The organism is Pseudomonas sp. G1002 (genome assembly GCF_013385455.1).
Classification (GTDB): Bacteria; Pseudomonadota; Gammaproteobacteria; order Pseudomonadales; family Pseudomonadaceae; genus Aquipseudomonas.
Genome location: NZ_JACAPY010000048.1, coordinates 99,778 through 120,022 on the forward strand (window position 1 = coordinate 99,778; position 20,245 = coordinate 120,022).

At 57.7% G+C, this 20,245-nt stretch carries 23 protein-coding genes and 1 pseudogene; 7 read left to right on the top strand and 17 right to left on the bottom strand.

The window, feature by feature from the left end; translation table 11 throughout:
• The first annotated feature begins 23 nt into the window (after window positions 1-23).
• Window positions 24-842, top strand: coding sequence for an exodeoxyribonuclease III (gene xth, locus HX801_RS27840; protein WP_177023103.1), 819 nt, complete (start codon window positions 24-26; stop codon window positions 840-842).
• A gap of 73 nt (window positions 843-915) precedes the next feature.
• Here xth and HX801_RS27845 read toward each other — a convergent pair whose 3' ends face one another.
• Window positions 916-1,944: an alpha/beta fold hydrolase gene (locus tag HX801_RS27845; RefSeq protein WP_177023104.1), complete on the bottom strand. Its 1,029-nt coding sequence runs from the start codon at window positions 1,942-1,944 to the stop codon at window positions 916-918.
• A gap of 436 nt (window positions 1,945-2,380) precedes the next feature.
• Between HX801_RS27845 and HX801_RS27850 the strand changes: the two genes are divergently transcribed.
• A complete protein-coding gene (locus HX801_RS27850) occupies window positions 2,381-3,208 on the top strand; it encodes a hypothetical protein (RefSeq protein ID WP_177023105.1) in 828 nt (275 codons plus the stop codon).
• A 409-nt stretch (window positions 3,209-3,617) separates the two neighbouring features.
• On the opposite strand, the gene HX801_RS27855 is transcribed toward HX801_RS27850, so the two are convergent.
• Complete coding sequence (locus tag HX801_RS27855) at window positions 3,618-3,872, bottom strand: DUF1652 domain-containing protein (protein WP_102368986.1); 255 nt, start codon at window positions 3,870-3,872, stop codon at window positions 3,618-3,620.
• Window positions 3,873-4,099: 227 nt separating this feature from the next.
• Here HX801_RS27855 and HX801_RS27860 point away from each other — a divergent pair, with 227 nt between their 5' ends.
• On the top strand, window positions 4,100-4,309 hold the full coding sequence (locus HX801_RS27860) for a hypothetical protein (RefSeq protein WP_177023106.1): 210 nt from the start codon (window positions 4,100-4,102) through the stop codon (window positions 4,307-4,309).
• A gap of 25 nt (window positions 4,310-4,334) precedes the next feature.
• On the opposite strand, the gene umuC is transcribed toward HX801_RS27860, so the two are convergent.
• The 3 genes from umuC to HX801_RS27875 form a co-directional block, all read right to left on the bottom strand.
• Window positions 4,335-5,612, bottom strand: coding sequence for a translesion error-prone DNA polymerase V subunit UmuC (gene umuC / locus HX801_RS27865; RefSeq protein WP_177023107.1), 1,278 nt, complete (start codon window positions 5,610-5,612; stop codon window positions 4,335-4,337).
• Complete coding sequence (locus HX801_RS27870) at window positions 5,605-6,030, bottom strand: LexA family transcriptional regulator (protein WP_102368983.1); 426 nt, start codon at window positions 6,028-6,030, stop codon at window positions 5,605-5,607. The genes umuC and HX801_RS27870 overlap by 8 nt, the downstream gene beginning before the upstream one ends.
• Before the next feature lie 96 nt (window positions 6,031-6,126).
• Complete coding sequence (locus tag HX801_RS27875) at window positions 6,127-6,336, bottom strand: hypothetical protein (RefSeq protein WP_177023108.1); 210 nt, start codon at window positions 6,334-6,336, stop codon at window positions 6,127-6,129.
• An 82-nt stretch (window positions 6,337-6,418) separates the two neighbouring features.
• Here HX801_RS27875 and HX801_RS27880 point away from each other — a divergent pair, with 82 nt between their 5' ends.
• Complete coding sequence (locus HX801_RS27880; RefSeq protein WP_177023109.1) at window positions 6,419-7,099, top strand: SOS response-associated peptidase; 681 nt, start codon at window positions 6,419-6,421, stop codon at window positions 7,097-7,099.
• On the opposite strand, the gene HX801_RS27885 is transcribed toward HX801_RS27880, so the two are convergent.
• Complete coding sequence (locus HX801_RS27885; protein WP_177023110.1) at window positions 7,093-7,380, bottom strand: helix-turn-helix domain-containing protein; 288 nt, start codon at window positions 7,378-7,380, stop codon at window positions 7,093-7,095. The two genes, HX801_RS27880 and HX801_RS27885, sit on opposite strands and share 7 nt — an antisense overlap.
• Before the next feature lie 230 nt (window positions 7,381-7,610).
• A pseudogene (locus HX801_RS32125) lies at window positions 7,611-7,721 on the bottom strand (lysis protein); the annotation flags it as partial.
• A gap of 447 nt (window positions 7,722-8,168) precedes the next feature.
• Between HX801_RS32125 and HX801_RS27890 the strand changes: the two are divergent.
• Window positions 8,169-8,696, top strand: coding sequence for a hypothetical protein (locus tag HX801_RS27890; RefSeq protein WP_177023111.1), 528 nt, complete (start codon window positions 8,169-8,171; stop codon window positions 8,694-8,696).
• 118 nt (window positions 8,697-8,814) lie between these two features.
• Here the strand turns inward: HX801_RS27890 and HX801_RS27895 are convergent, their stop codons facing one another.
• The 7 genes from HX801_RS27895 to HX801_RS27925 form a co-directional block, all read right to left on the bottom strand.
• Window positions 8,815-9,339, bottom strand: a complete 525-nt coding sequence (locus tag HX801_RS27895; protein WP_177023112.1) for a lysis system i-spanin subunit Rz — start codon at window positions 9,337-9,339, stop codon at window positions 8,815-8,817.
• Complete coding sequence (locus tag HX801_RS27900; protein WP_177023113.1) at window positions 9,336-9,767, bottom strand: lysozyme; 432 nt, start codon at window positions 9,765-9,767, stop codon at window positions 9,336-9,338. The genes HX801_RS27895 and HX801_RS27900 overlap by 4 nt, the downstream gene beginning before the upstream one ends.
• Window positions 9,768-9,825: 58 nt before the next feature.
• Window positions 9,826-10,380, bottom strand: a complete 555-nt coding sequence (locus HX801_RS27905) for a tail fiber assembly protein (RefSeq protein WP_177023114.1) — start codon at window positions 10,378-10,380, stop codon at window positions 9,826-9,828.
• The gene (locus tag HX801_RS32340) at window positions 10,381-11,139 is read right to left on the bottom strand and encodes a hypothetical protein (protein ID WP_371316597.1); all 759 of its coding nucleotides are present in this window, start codon (window positions 11,137-11,139) and stop codon (window positions 10,381-10,383) included.
• Between the two features lie 1,045 nt (window positions 11,140-12,184).
• On the bottom strand, window positions 12,185-16,048 hold the full coding sequence (locus tag HX801_RS27915) for a phage tail protein (RefSeq protein WP_177023115.1): 3,864 nt from the start codon (window positions 16,046-16,048) through the stop codon (window positions 12,185-12,187).
• Window positions 16,049-16,107: 59 nt separating this feature from the next.
• Window positions 16,108-16,686 carry a tail assembly protein gene (locus tag HX801_RS27920; RefSeq protein WP_087694023.1) on the bottom strand — a complete coding sequence of 193 codons (579 nt, stop codon included), beginning with the start codon at window positions 16,684-16,686 and terminating at the stop codon, window positions 16,108-16,110.
• 556 nt (window positions 16,687-17,242) lie between these two features.
• Window positions 17,243-17,584, bottom strand: coding sequence for a hypothetical protein (locus tag HX801_RS27925; protein WP_242167177.1), 342 nt, complete (start codon window positions 17,582-17,584; stop codon window positions 17,243-17,245).
• Between the two features lie 135 nt (window positions 17,585-17,719).
• Here HX801_RS27925 and HX801_RS27930 point away from each other — a divergent pair, with 135 nt between their 5' ends.
• Together HX801_RS27930 and HX801_RS27935 are read left to right on the top strand one after the other, a co-directional pair.
• Complete coding sequence (locus HX801_RS27930; protein ID WP_069557367.1) at window positions 17,720-17,980, top strand: protein L; 261 nt, start codon at window positions 17,720-17,722, stop codon at window positions 17,978-17,980.
• Between the two features lie 79 nt (window positions 17,981-18,059).
• On the top strand, window positions 18,060-18,323 hold the full coding sequence (locus HX801_RS27935; protein ID WP_177023116.1) for a hypothetical protein: 264 nt from the start codon (window positions 18,060-18,062) through the stop codon (window positions 18,321-18,323).
• Between the two features lie 146 nt (window positions 18,324-18,469).
• Here HX801_RS27935 and HX801_RS27940 read toward each other — a convergent pair whose 3' ends face one another.
• The 3 genes from HX801_RS27940 to HX801_RS27950 all read right to left on the bottom strand — a co-directional run.
• Window positions 18,470-19,234, bottom strand: coding sequence for a C40 family peptidase (locus HX801_RS27940; protein ID WP_177023117.1), 765 nt, complete (start codon window positions 19,232-19,234; stop codon window positions 18,470-18,472).
• A 2-nt stretch (window positions 19,235-19,236) separates the two neighbouring features.
• A complete protein-coding gene (locus HX801_RS27945; protein WP_177023118.1) occupies window positions 19,237-19,989 on the bottom strand; it encodes a phage minor tail protein L in 753 nt (250 codons plus the stop codon).
• Window positions 19,990-20,000: 11 nt separating this feature from the next.
• On the bottom strand, window positions 20,001-20,245 hold a 245-nt coding region (locus HX801_RS27950), incomplete at its 5' end, for a phage tail protein (protein ID WP_177023119.1).

Consider the following 20,245-nt stretch of genomic DNA (forward strand, 5'->3'; position numbering starts at 1 on the left):
CGGCACATTGAAGGACCGACGCCATGCAGAACCTCAAGATCGCGACATTCAATGTCAACGGCATAAAGACGCGACTGCCCAACCTTCTGCAGTGGCTGGAAAAGGAGCGCCCGGACATCGTCTGCCTGCAGGAACTGAAGGCTCAGGACAACGCGTTCCCCGCTGGAGAACTTGAGGCGGCGGGCTATGGCTCATTGCACCATGGCCAGGCTTCCTGGAACGGAGTGGCAATTCTCGCGCGGGATTCCGAACCCCTTTTGATCCATGAGGGCTTGCCGGGAGCCAAGGACGACTCGCAGTCTCGATACCTGGAAGCGGCTGTCCATGGCGTGATTGTCGGATGCCTGTACCTGCCCAACGGAAACCCGCAACCCGGGCCAAAATTTGATTACAAGCTCGCGTGGTTCGAACACCTGATCTCCCACGCCGCAACACTGCAGGCCAGCGAACATCCGGTGGTCCTCGCGGGTGACTACAACGTGGTGCCCACCGACCTGGACATCTACAACACCCGCTCATGGCTCAAGGATGCCCTCCTCCAGCCAGAAAGCCGTGAGTGCTTTCAAAGGTTGCTTTCCCAGGGCTGGATCGACTCGCTGAGGCAGCTGTACCCGGAAGAGCGGGTGTACACGTTTTGGGATTATTTCCGTCAGCATTGGCAGAAGAATTCCGGGCTGCGCATCGACCATCTGCTGCTCAACCCGGTACTCGCCCCGTACCTGAAAAACGTCGGCGTAGATGCATGGGTACGGGGTGAAGAGCATGCCAGTGATCATGCGCCGACGTGGATCGAGATCTCATCACGGCAAACCCGGTCAAGAAAGAAGCCAAAACACAGTTGATCACAAGCCACGACGCTGACTACCGGCACGCGTGCCGGTACCCGACTCACCCATCCCAAGGTGTGATCCGGGCTTACTGATGGGGCACGAATTTCGTGAGCATCAGCCAGCGACTTATGGCCGCGACGAGTTCGGTCTTGCACTCCACCGGCAGCCAATGCCCGCCAGGCAGGCTCGTCACTGTGAGGTCTGCGCAGGCCGCGCGCATTGGATCGCCCAACTGATTGCCGTTGATGGTGTTCATCGGGTCGTAATCACCGTTCACAAACAGGACGGGCATGGACAGGCGGCCGCCATCGGGTGCGCGATGGGCGTATTCGATATTGGCGTCGTCGTTCAGATACCACGCGCAGGGCGTGCGGAAACCATGCTCCTCGAACGTGCGCACCAGTACCGCGAAGTCCGTCTCGGGCCAGAGCGCCGGGTCTGGTGGAGTCGGGGGAGCCCGGTGCGCTTCGCCAAACCGCCCGCCTTTGCGGGTCACTTCTGCATTGGAGGCGACCCTGGCGATGCTTGCAGGGTCGCCTCTTCGATAAATCGACGACAGCGATGCTGCTTTGTCCGCGTCAAGATCAGCCACGGCGGACGCAAAGTGCGTGTTGTAGTAGCGGTAATAGTCCCATTGGCCGTCTGGATACTGGTCGACCGGGTAAATCCGTCGGTCAACCAGCGGTATGAGCGTCGCCAGCGCGTTCGTGGAAGGAAAGTACGGGACCGAAACCAGCACCACGCCGCGGCTGCGCTGAGGTTCATGGGCGACCAGTTCACCGGCCACGACGCTGCCCCAATCATGGCCCACCCAGATGGCTGGCGTTCCACCGAGATGGTCATGCAGCTCTGCCATGTCTGCCACGATGTTTTCAATCGTGTACGCATTGATCGCGGCCGGCGCCGAAGAGCCGCCATAGCCGCGCATGTCGGGTGCGACACAGTGCCAGCCTTGGGCAGCGAACGCTTCCATCTGTGCACGCCAGATCAAACCGAGTTCGGGCCAACCATGCAGGAACATCATCAATGCCCCATCGGCAGGTCCCGACTCCAGATAATGCGTTGTGTGACGGGGCGTACTGAAGATGCGCGAAGTCAGCTTGAAAGTGGACATAGGATCTCCTCATGTCATACCGGCGCGATGTCTCACTGTAGGTCACCTCGGGTGAATGAGCACCACTGCCCGCATATTTTCAGGTCGCGCTTATCCTGGGAGCGGGAGCAAAAGAACTGAAGCAACCACACGTCAATCAACGTTGTAGAAAATTTGAATTAGCCAGTTGCCCGGCCGGTCAAGAATTATGAACGCAGTAAATCTGACGAGGTAACAGCAATGACTATCCAGGCAGAGACACTCGTACAACTGACCGAAGCCTTGCAAGAGCGAGGCATGCATCTGGTCTCAGATGTTCACTTCACCCGCGCGCCCTATCGGCAGAATCACCTCTGGGTCTGCACCGTAGCGTAACGATCCCTTATGATGCTTGCCTGCCAGAAGGTCGCCAACCGCGACAGATGGATCAATGCGAACACTCTTATGGATAAGCCCGATGCGGATCAACGTTCTGACAATTTCCCTGGCCACCTTGATGATGACCGGGTGTGCCAACCATGGCGCCAAGCCTTCGACGCACGCGCTGGCGACTCAAGATAACGTAGTTGGCATCTGGGCCATGGTTCCTCTGCGCAACGGAATTGCCAACGTGGTCGAATACAGCGCAGATGCCAAGGCCACCTTGCATCCATTCAACTGCGCTGAACCCGGGAAGCACCAGGAAAAAGAAGTGAGCGACTTCAAGGTGTCCGACGATGGAAAGGTCATCCATCTCAAATCACCTTCAGACAACTTCGACCTGAAGGTCCTGGCATTCGACCCGCAGACCATGACGCTGAGCATGGATGTTTCGGATACGAGCCTGACCTTCAACTACGTAAAAGTCAGTAACGTCGCACCGCTGTGTGCCCTTTATCCAAACGCCGCCGCTGAAGCTGCGCGCAAAACCCCTTTCAAGGCCAGTGACTTTGTAGCGGATCCCGGGATACCTGCCCACTCCGGTATGGAGCGATATATTGGCAAGTGGGCAAATGACAAAGGCGAGCTGGAGGTAGAAGTCATCATGGGTCCCAACGGCAGTGCCTACCTCTACATGGCTTCCAGCAAAAACTGGCACTTCCTGTACAACGAGGTGCATTGGGTAGGCGACGAACTGCATTTTGAAAGCTATGCCTATTCAGACCTTCCCTCTCTTTACAGCCACCCTTTCCATAAATCCAAGACCCACAGCATTCTTCAGCCGAGCGGCGACGGAGGATTACGTTATTCGATCTTTATCGATAAGCGCCGGTACGAATTTCCATTGAGCCGGGCGAAGAACTGAGGTTGAGGTAGCGCAGTACTGTTGCGATGACCGGGCGGTGCATCTGCAACGCAGAAGGCAAGGAAGCCTCGCAAACGAAGTGGATTGCGGACCTGTTGAAAAATTGCCGACCGGAAACAAACAAGGGCTTGCATCAGCTTTCGCCCGCAAACCCTTGGTTTTAGATGGTGCCCGAAGCCGGAATCGAACCGGCACGCCCTTACGAGCGGGGGATTTTAAGTCCGAAAACTAATCCTTTAAATACATAGACATAGAAGCAATTCCTTTCCGCATCAGAGATAAAAATGACCCTCTACAGCCCAGCAAATTCAAGGGCCGGCATTTTTTTGCGGAAAGGAATTAACCCCTCCCCGGCGTCCTGCCGATCGAACACATACCCAAAAACTCTGAACAAGAGCGGGCTGCCTTTTCAGGCTTGGCCAACTTCCTCCAGCGCAGCATCCCCTCGAAGTCTGACCTCTTCTTTTATCTCCGCAACGAGCCTGGCGATTGCGCGGCTTGATCCCAACGTTTTTGGATCAACCCCGGCGACCGTCAACAATTCCTGCTGAGTCATAGGGTCGATCAGCTGAATGTTGAGTGAGTCATACCTGATCGAGCACACGCACCGGGTGGGAAGGAACGCCGTCTCAATTATATGGCGTAACTCTAAGGTAGAGATCATCACGTGACCCTTTAAAACCAATGGATAGAGGCCTTTCGGCGCAGCGATGTGGCTTAGGGAACCTAAATGTAAAAACGTTCAAGTTAGTACATGTTAGTTTGATTTTTGAGACGTGGTTCACGCATCGTTGCCACCTTGGCAGCCGCCCGTCGCATGGCCATGGAGCTTAGAAGGCAAAAGCATAGTTCGCCTGCTGCTACGCTGTTCACTCCACCAGAGGAACGCCAATGCCCAATTCAGACCTGCTCCCTTCCCTGCTCTCCAAACTCTACGAAAACCAGCTTGCCCTTGAGGCTTCCATCATGGAGCTATCGAACTGGGTCGAGCAGCGTGGCGCCGCCGATGTAGCCGAGAACGTGCGCGGCGCTCTGCACACCATTGATGAGAACGAGGAGTTCATCAAGCTGACTCTGGCGGTCCTCATGTCGCCCGAGTGATGTTGATCTGGCCCTGAGCGCATCACTACTTGCAAGCAACCGACCACAGCTGATCGAGCTTCGTGGTGTAGCTCTGGCTCATCATTTCCCGGCGCATTCCCCAGTCGGGGTTCGTCGGCACACTGGCCGACCGCAGCGTCCCGCTTCCCCACCTGTCGTTGATCTGGTCCAGCACGGTCATCACTCGGGTGGCCTCGGCCGGCTGAGACACCGCGAATAGATCGTCCGTGTATTCGCCTGGCTGGCACAGGTTGAGCAACATCACCTCGGCCTTGCTGTATTTGAAGCCTGGGCGGTAGATGTGGTCGAGCGCATCGACGGCGGCCTTGGTCAGCAGGCGCACGTCGTCGGTCGGGTACGGCATGTCCACCACTACCCCATTGGCATACTTGGCTTCTTCGGGGTTAAACATGCCTGTTCGGATGCATACACGGACCTTTTTGCACAGCGAGTTTTGAGCTCGCAGCTTTTCAGAGGCGCGCATCATGTAGGTGGCCACCGCCTCCTTGATCGGCGGCAGCTCGGTCAGGCGCTTTCCGAACATCCGGCTACAGCAGATTTCCTGCTTGGGTGGGTCGGGCTCGTCCAGCTCCAGGCATGAGGTGCCGGCCAGTTCGCGGGCGGTCTTCTCGATTACCACGCTGAATTTTTTGCGGAGCGTCCAGGGGTCGGCCTTGGCCAAGTCCATCGCTGTCTTGATGCCCATGGTGTCCAGGTGAAGTTTCATCTTTCTGCCGACACCCCACACCTCCGAAACGTCGGTGTTGCGCAATACCCAGTCACGCTTTACCGGGTCGGTGATATTCACCACGCCGCCGGTCTGGGCCTGCAGGCGCTTCGCTGTGTGGTTGGCCAGCTTGGCCAAGGTCTTTGTATGGGCGATTCCGACGCCCACCGGGATTCCAGTGCACTGAAATACCCGTGCGCGGATCTGGCGCCCGAGGACATCCAGGCCACCAATACCGGTCAGGTCGGCGAAGGCCTCATCAATGCTGTAGATCTCGACGGCGGGCACTATGCTCTCGATCAGCGTCATGACCCGCTCACTCATGTCCCCGTACAGGGCGTAATTTGAGGAAAATGGGACAATGCCGTGCTGCTTGAGCTTGTGCTTGATCTGGAAATACGGCTCGCCCATCTTAATGAAAGGCTTTGCGTCGTAACTTCGGGCGATGACACAGCCGTCGTTGTTGCTGAGCACCACAATGGGCACCTTCGCCAAGTCGGGGCGGAACACACGCTCGCAGCTTGCATAAAAGCTGTTGCAGTCGATTAGTGCAAAGACAGGTGGCGACTCAGACATGGCTGCGCACGGTGCTGGTGATTACGCCCCAGATCGACAGCTCGTCGCCCTCCAAAATGTACCGCGCCGGGTATTTCGGGTTCTCCGACAGAAGGATCACCTCTTTCCCGCGCTTACACAGGCGTTTGCAGATGGGGTCATTGTTCAGCAGCGCCACGACCACGTGCCCGTGGGCCGGCTCAATAGATCGGTCCACGACCGCCAAGTCACCCTCAAAAATACCCGCGCCCTGCATGCTCTCGCCAGTGATGGCGATCAGATAGACGTGCGGAGCCCTGATATTTAAAACCTCATCCAATGAGATGTGCTGCTCGATGTGATCGGCCGCCGGCGATGGAAAGCCGGCGGGTACCCGAAAAGAGCAAAAGGGCAGCTTCGTGCCACCCTCGGCGATAGGACCTAAAATTGAGAAGCTCATGACGCAGCCTTTTACAGACACTGTACGAATGTACAGTTAATATCGCAGATGGCTTGCGGTCAATTTGCTGTAAGAGATATCTGACAAGCGGGCGCGTCAGCCCAACTCATCTGCGTACGCGACGACGGCCGCTTCGGTCAGTTCCCGCCACTCGCCGCTGTCGATTGCGCCGCGCTCTTTCATGGCGTCAGCCAACGCCAAGCGCCTCTCGTAATGCTCCTCCGGTGTGGCTGAGTTGAAGTCCGGGTTGTTTCGCAGGGAAAACCACGCCTCCATTGCGTTGATCTGATCGATGTTTATTGCCATGACGAATACCCGGGGCCAGTGTCTACAGTGTAGAGATTGGCTGGCCCAGGCTGTTCATTGGGGCCGACGAGCGGAGACGACTATGTGCGGAAGACTTTCCCAGTACAGCGGCATTCATGACTTCGTTGCAGCGCTGAGCATGCCAAATGCACTGGCGAACTCCGTGGGTGAGTTGCCCCTGGAGCGGTACAACGTCGCGCCGACAACCCAAGTCGCCCTGCTCCACCTGCAGGGCGATCTGCTGCATGCCGACCTGGTGCGCTGGGGATGGCGACCGCACTGGGCCAAGGACCGTGCTGCACCGATCAATGCCCGCGTAGAGAAGGTGGCCCACGGCCCGTTCTTCCGCGCGATCTGGCCACACCGGGCAATCACACCCGTCGATAACTGGTTTGAGTGGGTGGATGAAGGCGGGCCGAAGAAACAGCCCTACCTGATCCGCCGGCGGAATGGCGCGCCGGTGCTGTGCGCCGCCATTGGCCAACTGCCCGACAGCGACGAAGGCCCAGGCGAGCATGACGGCTTCGTGATCATCACCGCCGACAGCGCCGGCGGAATGGTGGACATCCACGACCGGCGGCCCGTGGTGCTGACGCCGGACCTGGCTAGGGAATGGCTGGACCCGGCCACGCCCAAGGAGCGCGCCGAGCAGATGGTTCTGCACCAGGGCGAGCCGGCCGAGGCCTTCGAGTGGTTCAAGGTCGACACGGCCGTAGGTAATGTACGGAACAAAGGACCGGAGCTGATACAGAAAATTCAGTGAATGAGTTCTTTCGCCTTTTCAAGACATTCCGTGGCGCTGTCCAGTGCCTCAGCAGCTTTGGCCGAATCCGCGTTACCGTTTTCGGTGCGCTTTCCAGTGATCACGTACAGAATATCGACGCCGGATTCCGCGACCGATGCCAGGTAATCCGCCCGCGGAAGACGAATACCGTTCTCATACCTTCCCTGAGCATTCACTTCCACGCCACCAATCGCACCGATGGCAGATTGGGACAATCCAAGTCTAAGGCGTTCAGATTTCAATCTTGCACCGATGCTCATGCCTGTATATCCAAATGGGTGTACTCATGGGAGCCATTGAATACAGAGCCAGTTCCCGCCTACAGTTTTCTTCATCTACCGAAAAACCACATGACGCCCACCACAGCAACGACCCACCCCAGCGTCAAAAGAAAAGAGAGCCCTGCCAGCTGCTTGTCCATAAGTGCCTGTCAGTTTTAATGGAGAATTGCCGTCCTGAGCATCCAAGCCAAAAGCGTAGCTCATCATCCTCAGTGCGCAATCGCCCTGACGTACGCCTGGCACGCCCGCAGCGCGATCACGGCATTATCCCCGGCGTCGGTGATGCCGATAACTCTTTGAACATGCGTTGGGTTAAGCTGGGTTAGCTTGCGTAGGAGCCTACGCTGGCGCAGGACAGCCGGCGACCCTTAGAGGTGCTGCATCCGCAATAATGACAGGAGCGGTTGCCGGATTTAACACACCAACGACAACCGCTCAGTCAATAGGACTTGCTATAGGTAGCGTATATGCGTCAGGTTTTTGCAGAAAGCATCGAGCTAGCTTGGTTTAACGACGGACTGTCTGGGATATCCATGGATATGAGCGAAAAAACGTTTCAACGGGGCTTAAAAGAGCTACTGGTTAAGCAGTTTCTAGCACCACGTTCCCCATCCACGCTCTGGTTCAATCCTGCTCTTTTTCCAGGACGACCGAGTAAAATTCATTACCGAATACCGTAGGAAAAGCACTCGCGACTCCTCCACCCCGGTAGCAGTCACGATTGAAACCGAAGCAGAGATGTAATGGTAAGATTGAGGATTAACTACGTGATTGAACTACGGAAAAATATAGCCGCATTTATCTTATTATTAATGTTTTCGGCAAGTGCTTCAGCGCTAGACGCAAACATGAGATTAGAGAACATCAAATCTTTAGGCTTAAGTGTTGAAATACCAACGCAATTCACACCATTATCTGAAAAGCTAGCTGAAATTAAATATCCATCAAAAAGAAGACCTCAGGTTATTTACAGCAATGAAAGCGGCTCTGTATCTTTTGGCATATCAAAGTTAAAAAAACCGGAACTAGTTGGAATTGATGAAATCAAAGATAATATTTTAATCGCCATGAAAAACTTAGCACCTCAAGCTTCACAGATCGAGGCTGGGGGCAATAAGGCATGGCTTATAACATTTACATCGAAGGGGCTCGATGCTGACATATTGAATATGCAGCTATATATGCTATCAGATAATAATTTGATAATTGCAACATTTAATATGACTGAGAGCAATGTCAACGAATATCAGTCTCTTGGTAAAAAAACACTTACCTCAATAAAACTGAATGGATAAACAGTGCAAGGCTCGCTCCGCTTTGTGCACGAAACAGGAGTCTTGGCTGGACTTGCAGGGACGTTCTGCGGGGAAGGTGGCCGGGTGGATGTTGACGCATCCTGCCCGGCCGCTCCTTTTACTTCGGTGTAGAAACCTCTTTTAGGTAGGCCTGACAGGCTCGCAGGGCGATCAATCCTTGGTCTCCGGCATCGGTGATGGCGATAATTCTTTGAGCATGCGCTGTGTCAAGTTGGGCTCGACGGGCTGCATGAACCACGCCGACGGCGCCGGGGGCGGCAGGCACGTCGCAGCCACTGACTGAATCCGCGGCGTCGAGAAGGACTGACAGCCGCACATCAGCAGTAGCAAGGCGGTCACGCAGCAGAGCCTGGTTGCGCTGGGCATCGAATAATTCCTTGGTGTGTTGTTGGTCGGAGGCGGCCAGTTGCTGCTCGGTGGCCAGGCGCTTGTCCTGCTCGGCGCGCGCCTGGGCGTTAGCGGCATTGCCGATCGCGTTGAGGTCTGCCTGGAACTGCCCGGCCTGCTTTGCCAGCTTCCCGTCATACCGCCAGTCCTGCACCTGCCAGGTCACGCCGACGGCGCTTACCACAAGCACCAGGATCAGAACCACCAAGCCTGCCAGCTTCTGCGCCGGCTTCATGCTGCCCCCAAGAACATTGCCCGCTCGGCAGCTCGGCGCTTAATGAGGCCTGTCAGTACTTGGCCGCCTGCCTTGTTCCAGCGCGGGAACTGCTCGGCAGCTCCGGCATAGTCGCCGGTGTTGAGCAGCCTCAGCAGCGTCGACGAGGCCAGGTTGGCAGCGCCGAGGTTGTAGGTGAAACTCATCAACGCATCCCACTGCGCTTGATTGAGGCTAACCTTTACCAGGCGCTCAATCTCCGGCTCAAAGCGCTCAATGTCGTTCACTAGCATCCGCTCAGCCTGGTCGTTTGTGATGGTCATGCCGGCGCTGATACCTCGCGTGGCGCCGTAGCCGATCGTCCAGACGCCAACCGAGTCTTGGTAAGACTTGAGGCGCAGGCCCTCGAAGGATTTGATCAGGCTCACGCCCTTTTTCGATGTGCGCATATTTTTCTCCAGGCAATAAAAAACCCGCTCAAGGCGGGTGGCGGTAAACGTTTGGCAGTTACACGGGCACCACGGGCCACTCAATGGCATCCGGGTATTGCGGTTGCTCGATAACCCGGCTCAGCGCTACTCGGTATTTCTTCCAGGACTTGAGCGCCGCGAGGTCTGCGTCCGTGGCTTCGTCGACATCCACCGCGTCCTGAAGTGGCGCGATCGCATAGTCAGCGACCGCCCGCAGCCGGGTGATCTCGGCCTGAGCCAACTCCAGCGGGTCAGCTGCAGGTGCTGTCAGCTCCGGCACCACCTGGACGGGCAAAGAGTCCACGGCCACATGCAAAGTGATGCTGTGCGCCAAGTCAGCGGGCTCACCATCCTTGGCAACGCTTACGGCCAGCGCGCCTTCGTTGTAACTGATGGCTACTGAGCAAGCCGCGTCGACCTGGTTTAAGACGTAGCCCCAACCCTCTGGTGGTGGAACCATCCCGAGGGTTCCGTGCACCAGATACTGGCCAGGGCCCGGGTGCTCGGTGGTGATGGTGTTAACGCCCAAAGACGTGACATTGATGACGGCGCCGTCGGCACCGAGAATGTTTACTGCTGCGCGAGTGGTCATTTAGATAGCCTTGAGTGTGCCGTCAGCGGCGCGAGTGGTGTTCCCGGTGTGGTAGATCTCAATCCAAGGTGTTACGGCACCGTCGTAAATCGACTGAAACTTGATGGTGCCCGAATTGCCAGCAAGCCCATAAGGCCAGGCAACCGTCAGCCTGTTAGAGCCATCAGAGTGCCGAAAAATCTGCTTGTAAAAGTAGCCCGTACCGCCGGACGGCATGCCCGGAGAGCCTGGCGGGTAGAGGTTTGGATCGAGCCCATGTACAGCGTTCGTCAACCAGCTTTGAACCACGCTTGTGCGTGTTCTGCCAGTTGCGTAAGCGTCTGCGACGTTTCCGTTCTCGTAGCCAATGGCGGCCACCGCCGCGCTACCAAGCCCCAAGCCAGCGCGGGCTGTGGCCTGGCTGGTGCCTCCAGTACCGCCCATGGTCACAGGAACCACGTTTTGCGTAGAGACCGTACCGAGGCCCGCCAGGGTCGCGCCCCATTGGTTGACGATCTGCCGGAGCTGATCGGCTGAGTCCTTCACGTAACCCTGCATCGGAGCCAGGGCGTACGTACCCGCGGAGACTGTTGCCCCCAGGTAGTTCGGCGAGATGGTCAGCACAGTGTTGCTGGCGATGTTGGTCACCTCATACCAGCGCCCATCGGGCCCAGTCCATGCGTCACCCACGCGACCGTTGGCACTGAACGACGTGCCGGTGCCGGTGACGGTGTTCGAATTCAATGCAACTGCAACGGTGCCGGCTCTGTACCAAGGCATATTTTTCTCCAGGAAATAAAAAACCGCTCAGGGCGGCTATTGGATATTGAATTGTCTGGTTAACGGCTAAATCACTGGCTTAGCGAACACCACGGGCACATAAAATGTCGCAGCGTTAGAGACTCCAATCGTAAACATCACAATCCGGTTGTTTGCGTAGTCCCACACGCAGTACAACTTAGCGCCCTTGCTAGAGCCGGCACTGACGTCCATCCCTATGTTGTTGATCATGATGTAATCGCCGGAGTCCAGTGGGGATGGCGCTGTAAAGTTGACCTGCGTCTGACCCTGCGGGGTTGTGCTAGAGCCAATGTAGGTCCAAGCCGAGATTGTGCGGGTGAACTGAGCGCACGGTGTCCCGCTATCAACTAGCAACTTGCCTTGACCATCCCACAATCTAAACCCGTACCTTGCAGTGGGAGTTGCCCCGCCGAACGAGGCTACGAAAAACTTTCCAGAGCCCATTCCCAAAAATGAGAAGCCTGTCCAGTTGCCTGCGGTGCCGGTTATCTTGGCGTAACTTATGGTTACCGAGGCATTGGGTCGAACAAATACCAAGGGTGGTTCTTGGGTAGTTATCGGCGCAGGGAAGACGATAGGGCCGCTGTAGTCGCCTTTGTACAGGACGACCAACCTGGCAAACTCCGAATCGATGACTACGACACCTGAGTCGTTGGTAAACGACATTCCATAAGACGGCATTATCGGTACTTCATCACTAGAAGCCTCTGTGTAGCCAGCCCGGGGGCCGGCGGAGATGACGGGCTTATACTTCGATTAACCCACCAGACCCTTACCACCCCTGACATGACTTGAGGCTCATATTGGATTGCGTTCAAGTTCTGTGCGCTAGGGTCTTCAGGGTATGGCGCGGTTGGAACGCACACCGCGCTGCAGGTGGCCGGATCACAACCAGGCACCGCTATGTCGCTATACAGCGTGCCAGCAGGCCGGGTTACTAGGGCTGAATAGATAACGCGCACGGTGAAAGAGGTCTCATCCAATTCAAGGAGGCCCGTAGCCCCCCAAACTCTCGCCCCATGGCTCATGCTGAAAGATCCCCCCACTGGTATCGCTTCACTCCGTTCTCATCGAACACCTTGCCACCGGCGTTGTTGATTACCTGGCGTGCCTGGCCGCCGAGCGAGCTATTGATTTCAAACGTCCCGTCGAAGAACAACTTCCAGCCGGCAATACCTGCCTGGTAATTGTTCGACTGGATGTAGTTGCCGATCTTGGCGTTGGTGATCGTCCCGTCCTGAATCATGGCGGAGCTCATGAACACCTGGCCGCCCTGAACTACAAACGGCGTGGTGAAAGCACCACCATCGATTGTGTTCACTACGGCAAATCGATCAGCACTCACCAGGAACTGGCTTTGCAGCAAACCATCAGCGCCCTGCTCGATACCCAGCCCAATCCCGGCGGCAACATACTGACCATTGGCATTGATCTGCATTTTGACTGCCCACATCGTAGACAGCTTGCCGGCGGTGTCAGCCTGGGCCCTGGCCGTGACCTGGATCGCGGCCTTGTTCTTCACCTCGCTGATAGCGCTGACCAGGTCTCCCTCGTCGGTACCGTCGCGACCGCCACCCACAACAGCCTGAAGCGTGGTGGACTGTGAGGCGACGGCCTTGTTGGTGTCGGAAAGGGAATCGGTGACCGTCTGAACGGCTGCCGAATTCTCGTCAACCTTCGCCTGGATAAGGTCGGATCGCGCGGCCTGGGCGGAATCGCCGTCGGCCCGGGTCGCGGCCTCACTGCCAATGGCAGCTGTGTTGCCGTCGACACTGCTTTTCAGCTGATCCAATCGTGTCGCCGTAGCAAGGGTTTCAGTGGCTACCACCTGCTCAAGCGAGGTGATCCCGGCCTTGTTCTGCCCTACCGCCGCATCCAGCGATGTAGTGCGCTCAACCAGCGCTCGGTTGTCCGAGGCCTGAACCTTGACCTGCTCAGCGAACTTGGCGGTGGCATCCCAGCCTTTCAGGGCGTCCGCCAGGTCGCCCTCCCCGCTGTCCTCCCTCCAACTTGCCTGAAGCGATTGCAGCGCCGATGCCTGTGCCGTGACCTTGCCGTCCACGGTGTCGATGGACGCCTTGTTCTGCTGGATCTGCAACGCCATGGCCTGGGTTGTCTCGGCAATGGTGCCGATATCGAACCAGTACTGGGCATTGGGAGGCATAGTGTTTTTCGGTACCGGCGCGATGGCTTGGTACAGGTGCTGGCCCTGCCGCACTACGTCGCCGGCGGCATAGGTTTTGGTCGGATCGTAGACCAGGGCGTCCGTGATCTGATCGATCAGGTCTTCCAGTTCCTGCTTGGCCTGCTCCAAGCGATCGTTCACCGACCCCGGGCCGTCGCCGGAGATCAGTTCGATCTCCTTGACCAGTTCCTGAGCCAGTTCGGTTTTACCAATCTGGCCGGTAATCAGGTCCAGGATGGGTGCGGCCTGCGAACTGGCCTGCCCAATCACACCATTCACCACCGGATAGAACGGACCGATGTTGCCGGTACGGTCCACCAGGCGCGCCCAGAAGAACAGGGTTGCACCCGCCAACAACTGCTGCATGCGGTAGTCAGCTTGCGGATAAGCCAGGTCCGCCAGCTTGGTGGCCACCGACAAATCATTGGCCGGGCCATACCAGACCTCTGTCCGCTGGGTATCCTCGGCTCCAGCAGGAAAGCCCCACTTCAGGCCGATGCCGAACAGTTCGCTGGTGGTGGTCAGGAACGACACTGCCGGCGGAAGGCCGACCTTCCCTTCCAGATTGGTCAGGTTCGAGCTTTTCCAAATCGAAGAGATTTCGAAGGCACTCACCGAGCGCGCCCGGGCCACGTAGGCGCCCGAGTAGATGCCGGTGACGTCGACGCTGGTCGAACCGGTGCGCTGCAGCTTGATCCAGTTGCCGCTGTCCTTGCGCCACTCCACGTCATAGGCGGTCGCGCCATTCACGGCTGGCCACGAGATGTTCATGGTGCTGATGGCGATGCCCTGGTTCACGGCGTAGCTGGATGTCAGCATGACGCTGGCCGGTGCCGGAACCACGGTGATCGGGACAACGCTAATCGGCCGCTCTTCCAGCCGGGCGCCGGTGTCGATGTGCGCAAACTTGCTCGGGTCGTACTGCACGGCCGAGATTTCGAACACGCCAGGCTCTGGCCGGGAAACGCTGGTCACCCGGTACAGCGGGATGGCCAGGTCGTCAGCGTCGAGCGCCCACACCAGTTCACGCTCAGGCGCCACGGAGTACGCTGTGGTTACTGTGACCTGCCGGCCACTGACCAGTTGCACGGTGCGCCCCTCGCATTTGCCGTCGGGCAGGTTGAGGATCAGCCGATCACCGGGTTTGGCCTGGGTGTCGCGGTCCAGGGTGATGACTTTGCCGTTCACCGCAGAGATACGTCCGCCCACCGGCCGGCCAGCGATCAACTCGTCGGCGATCGGAACTACGTAGCCAGGAAGCGGGATACGCCCGTCCAAGCCCACTTTGAAGGTGACAGCCCGGTCCTTGGAGTTGGTGAGCAAGGCCCACTTGCCGCGGCGCTGCGCCTCCGACTCACGAGTGCAGCCGATCGCGCTGATCTCCAGCGGGTTGTCGCCGTAGCGCCGCTGCAGCTTCTGGTCTGTCACTGCGGTGACGTCGGTGTCGTAGTTGTTCAGCGGGTTGTCGTAGCTGACCAAAGCCCGGGAATAGCGGGTGCGCTCCGACGCGCTGGAATAGGTGAACTTGCCATCAATGACGTTCGCCCGGGTATAGGCGAAGTCGAAGTCCGTGGCGCGCGGCATGTCCGACAGGGTGAACACCTGGCCCTGGGCCCAATAGGTCATGCCCCGGTAAACCGCCGAGATGTCACGCAGCAGAGACCAGGCATCGGCCTTGCTCTGCAGATTCAGGTTGCAGATGAAGCGCGGCTCCTGCCCCCCCTTCCCGTCCGGCACCAACTGGTCGCAGTACTGAGAGATGCGGTAGAGCTCCCACTTATCGACCATCCACGGCTTGATGCGCCGGCCCAAACCAAAGCGGTCGGCAGTGGTGATGTCGTAGGTCATCCAGACTGCGTTATCGGTCCAAGCCTGCTTGAAGGTGCCGTCCCAGATGCCGGTGTATGAACGCGATACCGGGTCGTAATTGCTCGGCACCTGCATCTTCTTGAGCTTGGTCTCGACGGTCACCGCCGGAATGCTCCGGAACTGCTCAGCAGAAAACTCGATGTAGAGCAGCGCGGTGTTCGGGTACCGCAACTTGGCGTCGATCACCTCAGTGAAGCCGGCGATCTGCATTGTGTCGGAGATTTTGTTGTTGTTTTGGTTGATCGTAAGTCGTGTGATGCGCATCAGCCAGCCAGAAGTAGCCTTCGGCAAATCGATTCGTCGGGTGCGCTCGTACACGCTGGTGGTCTTACCGTCGACAGCCTCGCTCAGCGCCTGCTGGTACGCGCCGCCGTCAGTTGCCAGTTCAACCTTGTACTCAATCCGGTAACCGTTGATGTTGCCGCCGGCGTCCACAGACTGGAGCGCTGGCCAGGCGAAGCGAACCCGCACTGCCGAAAGCTGGACGTTGTTGATTGCGCGAACCCACGCAGTACCACTACGCAGTTCAGTGCTGATGGTGGTTTCGTTCTCGACCGACGGGATCCCCTGGATATAGGTCTGGTCTACCGCACCGGTGCGCCATTCCCACTTCACATTCGGGAAGTTCATGTTGCCCTGAGGGTCTTGCAGCGGGGTGTTATCGAGGTAGATATCGCGCGCGGTAGGCGTTCCTTCGAACTCTCCCTCTCCCACTGCGATCAGCATTTTGGCTATGGCCACCGAGCGCAGACTGTCCGGGGCTTCCGTTGGCGTTTTTGGCTTCTCTTCGCCGCCCTTGGCGCCGTGGATATCAATCTTGCGTGCTGCGCCCATGCTTTTCTCCAGGCAATAAAAAACCGCCTCATGGGCGGCTGCGGTGCTTCAGGTGTTGGCTACATCTGGTCTTCGGCGTAGATAGCGGCGCTGATGATCGCGCCTCCTACCCGTCGCTTGCCGTAGCAAAGCGGAACAGGGTTGCCTGATGCGGTGGTGTTCTTGGCGCTACCGAAGGCGTAGCCGGGTGTGTTCTCGGGCGCAGCGCTGGTCTTGAGCCCCCCAGCCTGTGGGCTGAGCATCTGGATGACGCCGCCAGCGACAAGGGCGATACCCGCTGGGACGACTGCCATGCTTGCACCACCAGTAAATGGCGAAAGCAGATAGCCTGCTGCAATGAGCACTGCACCTACGATTGTTTGCAGTAAGCCAGCCCGCTTGCTCCCAGTGATTACTGGAACAATTCGAATATCCCCGTTACCACCAAATCCAAGCTCATCCTCCTGAATATTTTTTGATCCTCGAAATACCGCAAACTCCAAGCCTCGCTGGCTGGCCGAACTGATGAATCGTTCAAGGCCTGGGATTTGCACACACAATGCTTTTACCGCCTCCGCCGGAGTGCGAACCGAAAGTCTGTATTCCTTTCCAAACTGGCGAAGAGGTCCGCCAAGCCGAATTGTTGTCAATGAAGTCATCAAAATCTCCAGACGAAAAAAAACCGCCCATAGGCGGTCAAATTTTCAATATTTATAACGATGTGGGGCGTAACTCCAACCAAGCGCTGCTATCTCCCGACACCCTGAACTTCTGCGTCTCACCGCCCTTAAACTCTCCGGCTGATTCTCTAACCGCTTGGCCAATTTGAGCAGCGCACAACCCACCACCCTCGGCGTCACCAGACAGACCGTAGATATGGCGTCCCTCGGTCAGGTAGAAAGTTGCTGTCTCTCCCGTACCAAGCCTCGCGGCAACCTTCCCATCGATCAAAATTGCCGTGTAGCATCCGCCGCCTGCAAACACACCCTTATCACGGGTTACTACCATGACGGCAGATCCAGCCTTCGGGTCCTGAAAGGCTTTAAGTCTCGCTGCTGGAACTCGATCAGCCTGGCTCGATGGAATGGGGGTAGTCCCACACCCCGCCAGCACCGCCACCGCTACCGCCGCTATCAAAATTCGCATGTCGTTCCCTCTTTGGTTTCGCGGGACTGTAGCCCAACCTAAGCTGCTGGACCAAGCAGGCCTAACTGATCAGCGCTGATCTATTTCAATCTTCTGTGTGGGGTCCGGGCTGTATTTTTGGCGCTTCAACTGCGGATCTCCCTTAGCCATACAGAAGAAATAAATCTCTGCTTCACCGCAGCCGCCGTGTAATGCGCACTCACTGGCTTGCATGTGATCCAGCAGGATCTCTCGGCCTTGGGACTCGCAGAATACGTTCGCTTCTTTGAGAGCCTGCCCTTTCGCGGAGGCAGGCCCGCCAAAGGGAACACGAGTTGAAATCGTGTATGTATCAGGCCCGACCTTGATAGGTCCGCTATCCGCGCAGCCCGCGAGCATCGCAGCAGACAGAGCCATCAGCCAGATTTTCATAGTTGTCCTCCCCGGGAAAGGAGGGACTGTACCTCGGACCTGGCCAGGCATCCAGCGTGGATGGAATGCCAGTAACTGGGCCAGGGTTTGACGTAGTAGCTTTGTGCCTCATTTCTAACCAGGGCAGGACGGAAAATGGCGATCGTAACGAAAGAAACGGCAAAGTACGTCTTCCATGAGACGCCAACTATTCTCGGCGGCGGCGACTGGAACGACCTACACCAGATCGGGAGCATAGTTCCGGCCTCTGGCATCTATCGCTGCGAGGGCTGTGGCGATGAAATCACCTCAAACAAAGGTGACAAATTCCCCCCACAAAACCACCACCAGCACCCGACAGTGTTCGGTCCTGACTTAAAATGGCGGCTAATCGTCAAAACCCAAACAAAAGCGTAAAGGATTCCCCAGTCCTTCGCCTGCAAGCCCAAGGACTGGGGTTGCGCCAATATCGGCGCGTTTATGGCCTGGAGGTCAAATGAGCGGAAACTACACGGTTACATCTGAAGAAGCGATTAAACAGCTTACCGATGCCGTAATGGCTCTAGCAAAGGTTGCTGCCGAGCTATCGCCTGAGCAAACACAAGGCCATCTCGCGCTGGCAGTCGAGGGTGCTAAGCGACATGGTCACGGGCATCTGTTGATCGAAGAAATTTACAATACAACCTTCCCCAGCGCTAAGCCCACCGTGATGCTTAGCTCGGAAGAGTTTACTAGAAAGCAGCGCGAGCTCGGCAAGTAAGATTCAAAGTAGTGGCGGCCGCTTTCGAAACCAACGCCGTGTTGATATAGACCCGGCCGTCACTCCCAACCAGAAACGGAGCTGCAGGTTTCGGTTGGTTCGAGTTTTTCGCATTCATAAATCCCCCCCCTTGCGGGCATGCCGCGTCATGTTGGTTGTCTTGCGTCTTTGTGCCTGAGGATCAGTCGCGTCCTATCATGCCAGGGTCCACCGTAGACGATAATTTCGGACGGCCTGCCGTACAGGTGGTGCAGCAGAAAGGGGCCAGGCCCGAAGGTGCCCGACTCTTCCCCTGGTAACGTCGGGTCGGTGCCTAGGTAAATCCCGGCATGGTTCGGGTGAGCCGTCCGCCCTACGTGCATGACGATCAGATCACCGCGCTGCGGCCGGTCGACGCGAACAAAGCCCGCAGCCTCGTAATGCTGCTCGTACAGGCTGGCGTTCTCCGCGCGCTCCCACCAGCCATCGACGCGCTGGAAGGCTTCGAACTCAAGCCCCCATTCACGCTGGTACCAGTCAGCGCAGACCTGCCAGCAGTCCCAGGCGCCATGCACGAACGGACGTTTGAGCAGCGGCGTGCTGCCGGTTGGCGTGATCGTGCGCAGGTCGCCCTCGGGCCACGAAAAAATGTGCCAGGGCAAGGCTGTGGCTTCGCACATGGCCAGGTCGTGCGGTGACGGCCAGCTGGTGGCGTCAGGGTGCGAATGGACGATACCGATCACCTCACCAATGTCTTCCGCCGCAGCGTAGTCCTCAGGATCAAGTCGAAACTCTTCGTTCGGCTCCGTGGCGATGTTCCGGCACGGGTAGTACTTCTGCGCCCGCCCTACAGCGAGCAGCAGGCCGCAGCACTCTTTCGGGTACTCGGCCGCCGCGTGCGCCTGGATGGCTGCGATGATGTGCTTGCGCATGGTCAGCTCCGGGCAATCAGGGAGACGGCGGGGAACCCGCCGAAGGAAAGTTCGTTGTTCTCGCCGAAGCGCAACTTGCAGGACGACAAGCCCCCCTTGCACTGGTCCTTGGCTGGGTCATCCGTGGGATTGTCCTCATCGTCGAACATGGCTGCACCGGTGTAGCCGCAGTCTGGCCCGCGATAGCCGTTAGTCATGGCCCAGTGGCAGAAGGTGGTCATCTGGCGCCCGGGCAGTCCGTGGTTATCGATCTCGCCCGGGGACGACAGCTCCCAGACCACTGCCTCGCCGTCCTCGCTGGTTTTCTGGTCGATGTACCAGATCTCCAGCCCTTCCTGTGTCGGATCGGCCGTTGGGTTGCCTTCGGGAAAGTTGGCCGCGTCCAGGTACTGGGCCAGGGTCTCGCGAACAGTCAGCTTGAACTTCAGCATGTCCTCGAAGGCCAGGCACAGCGCAGTGACGCGCCCATTGATGTTGCCGGCGGCGAACGTCGGCCTGGTGGCCGTGCCGTCGCTGTTGGAGCCGATTCCTTCGATCTGTACGGGCCAGGCCGCGTACTCGGCGCCCTGCCACCAAATCGACTTGGCCGGCAGGTCCTCCTCCGAATGCTCGTAGGCCAACAGCTCCTCGGACGTGTGCGGGATGGCGTGACCGTGAAAGCGCAGGTAATCGGCGCCGTACTCGGTACCGTCAATTTCGAACAGGCGAATTTCGGCGCCGGGCTCCAGTTTCTGGATGTCCGTGATCAGTGCCATGGGTGGTTATCTCAGGGGTGAAAGGTTTGTTCGAAGGTCGCGGTAATGGCGTAAACCTGGCCGCCGCGGTGCACTGGCTTGTAGCCGTTGCACTTGTAGAGGCCCAGGTCACCCAGGGGTGGCTCCCAGAGGAAGCCCTTTGCACCCTTGTGCCGGTCGATGAAGTCCATGATGTCCTTGATGCGGGACTTCATTCCGGTGAAGGTGACGGGCCAGGACTGGGATTTGTTGTTAATCCCGTCCTCGGTCGACTGCG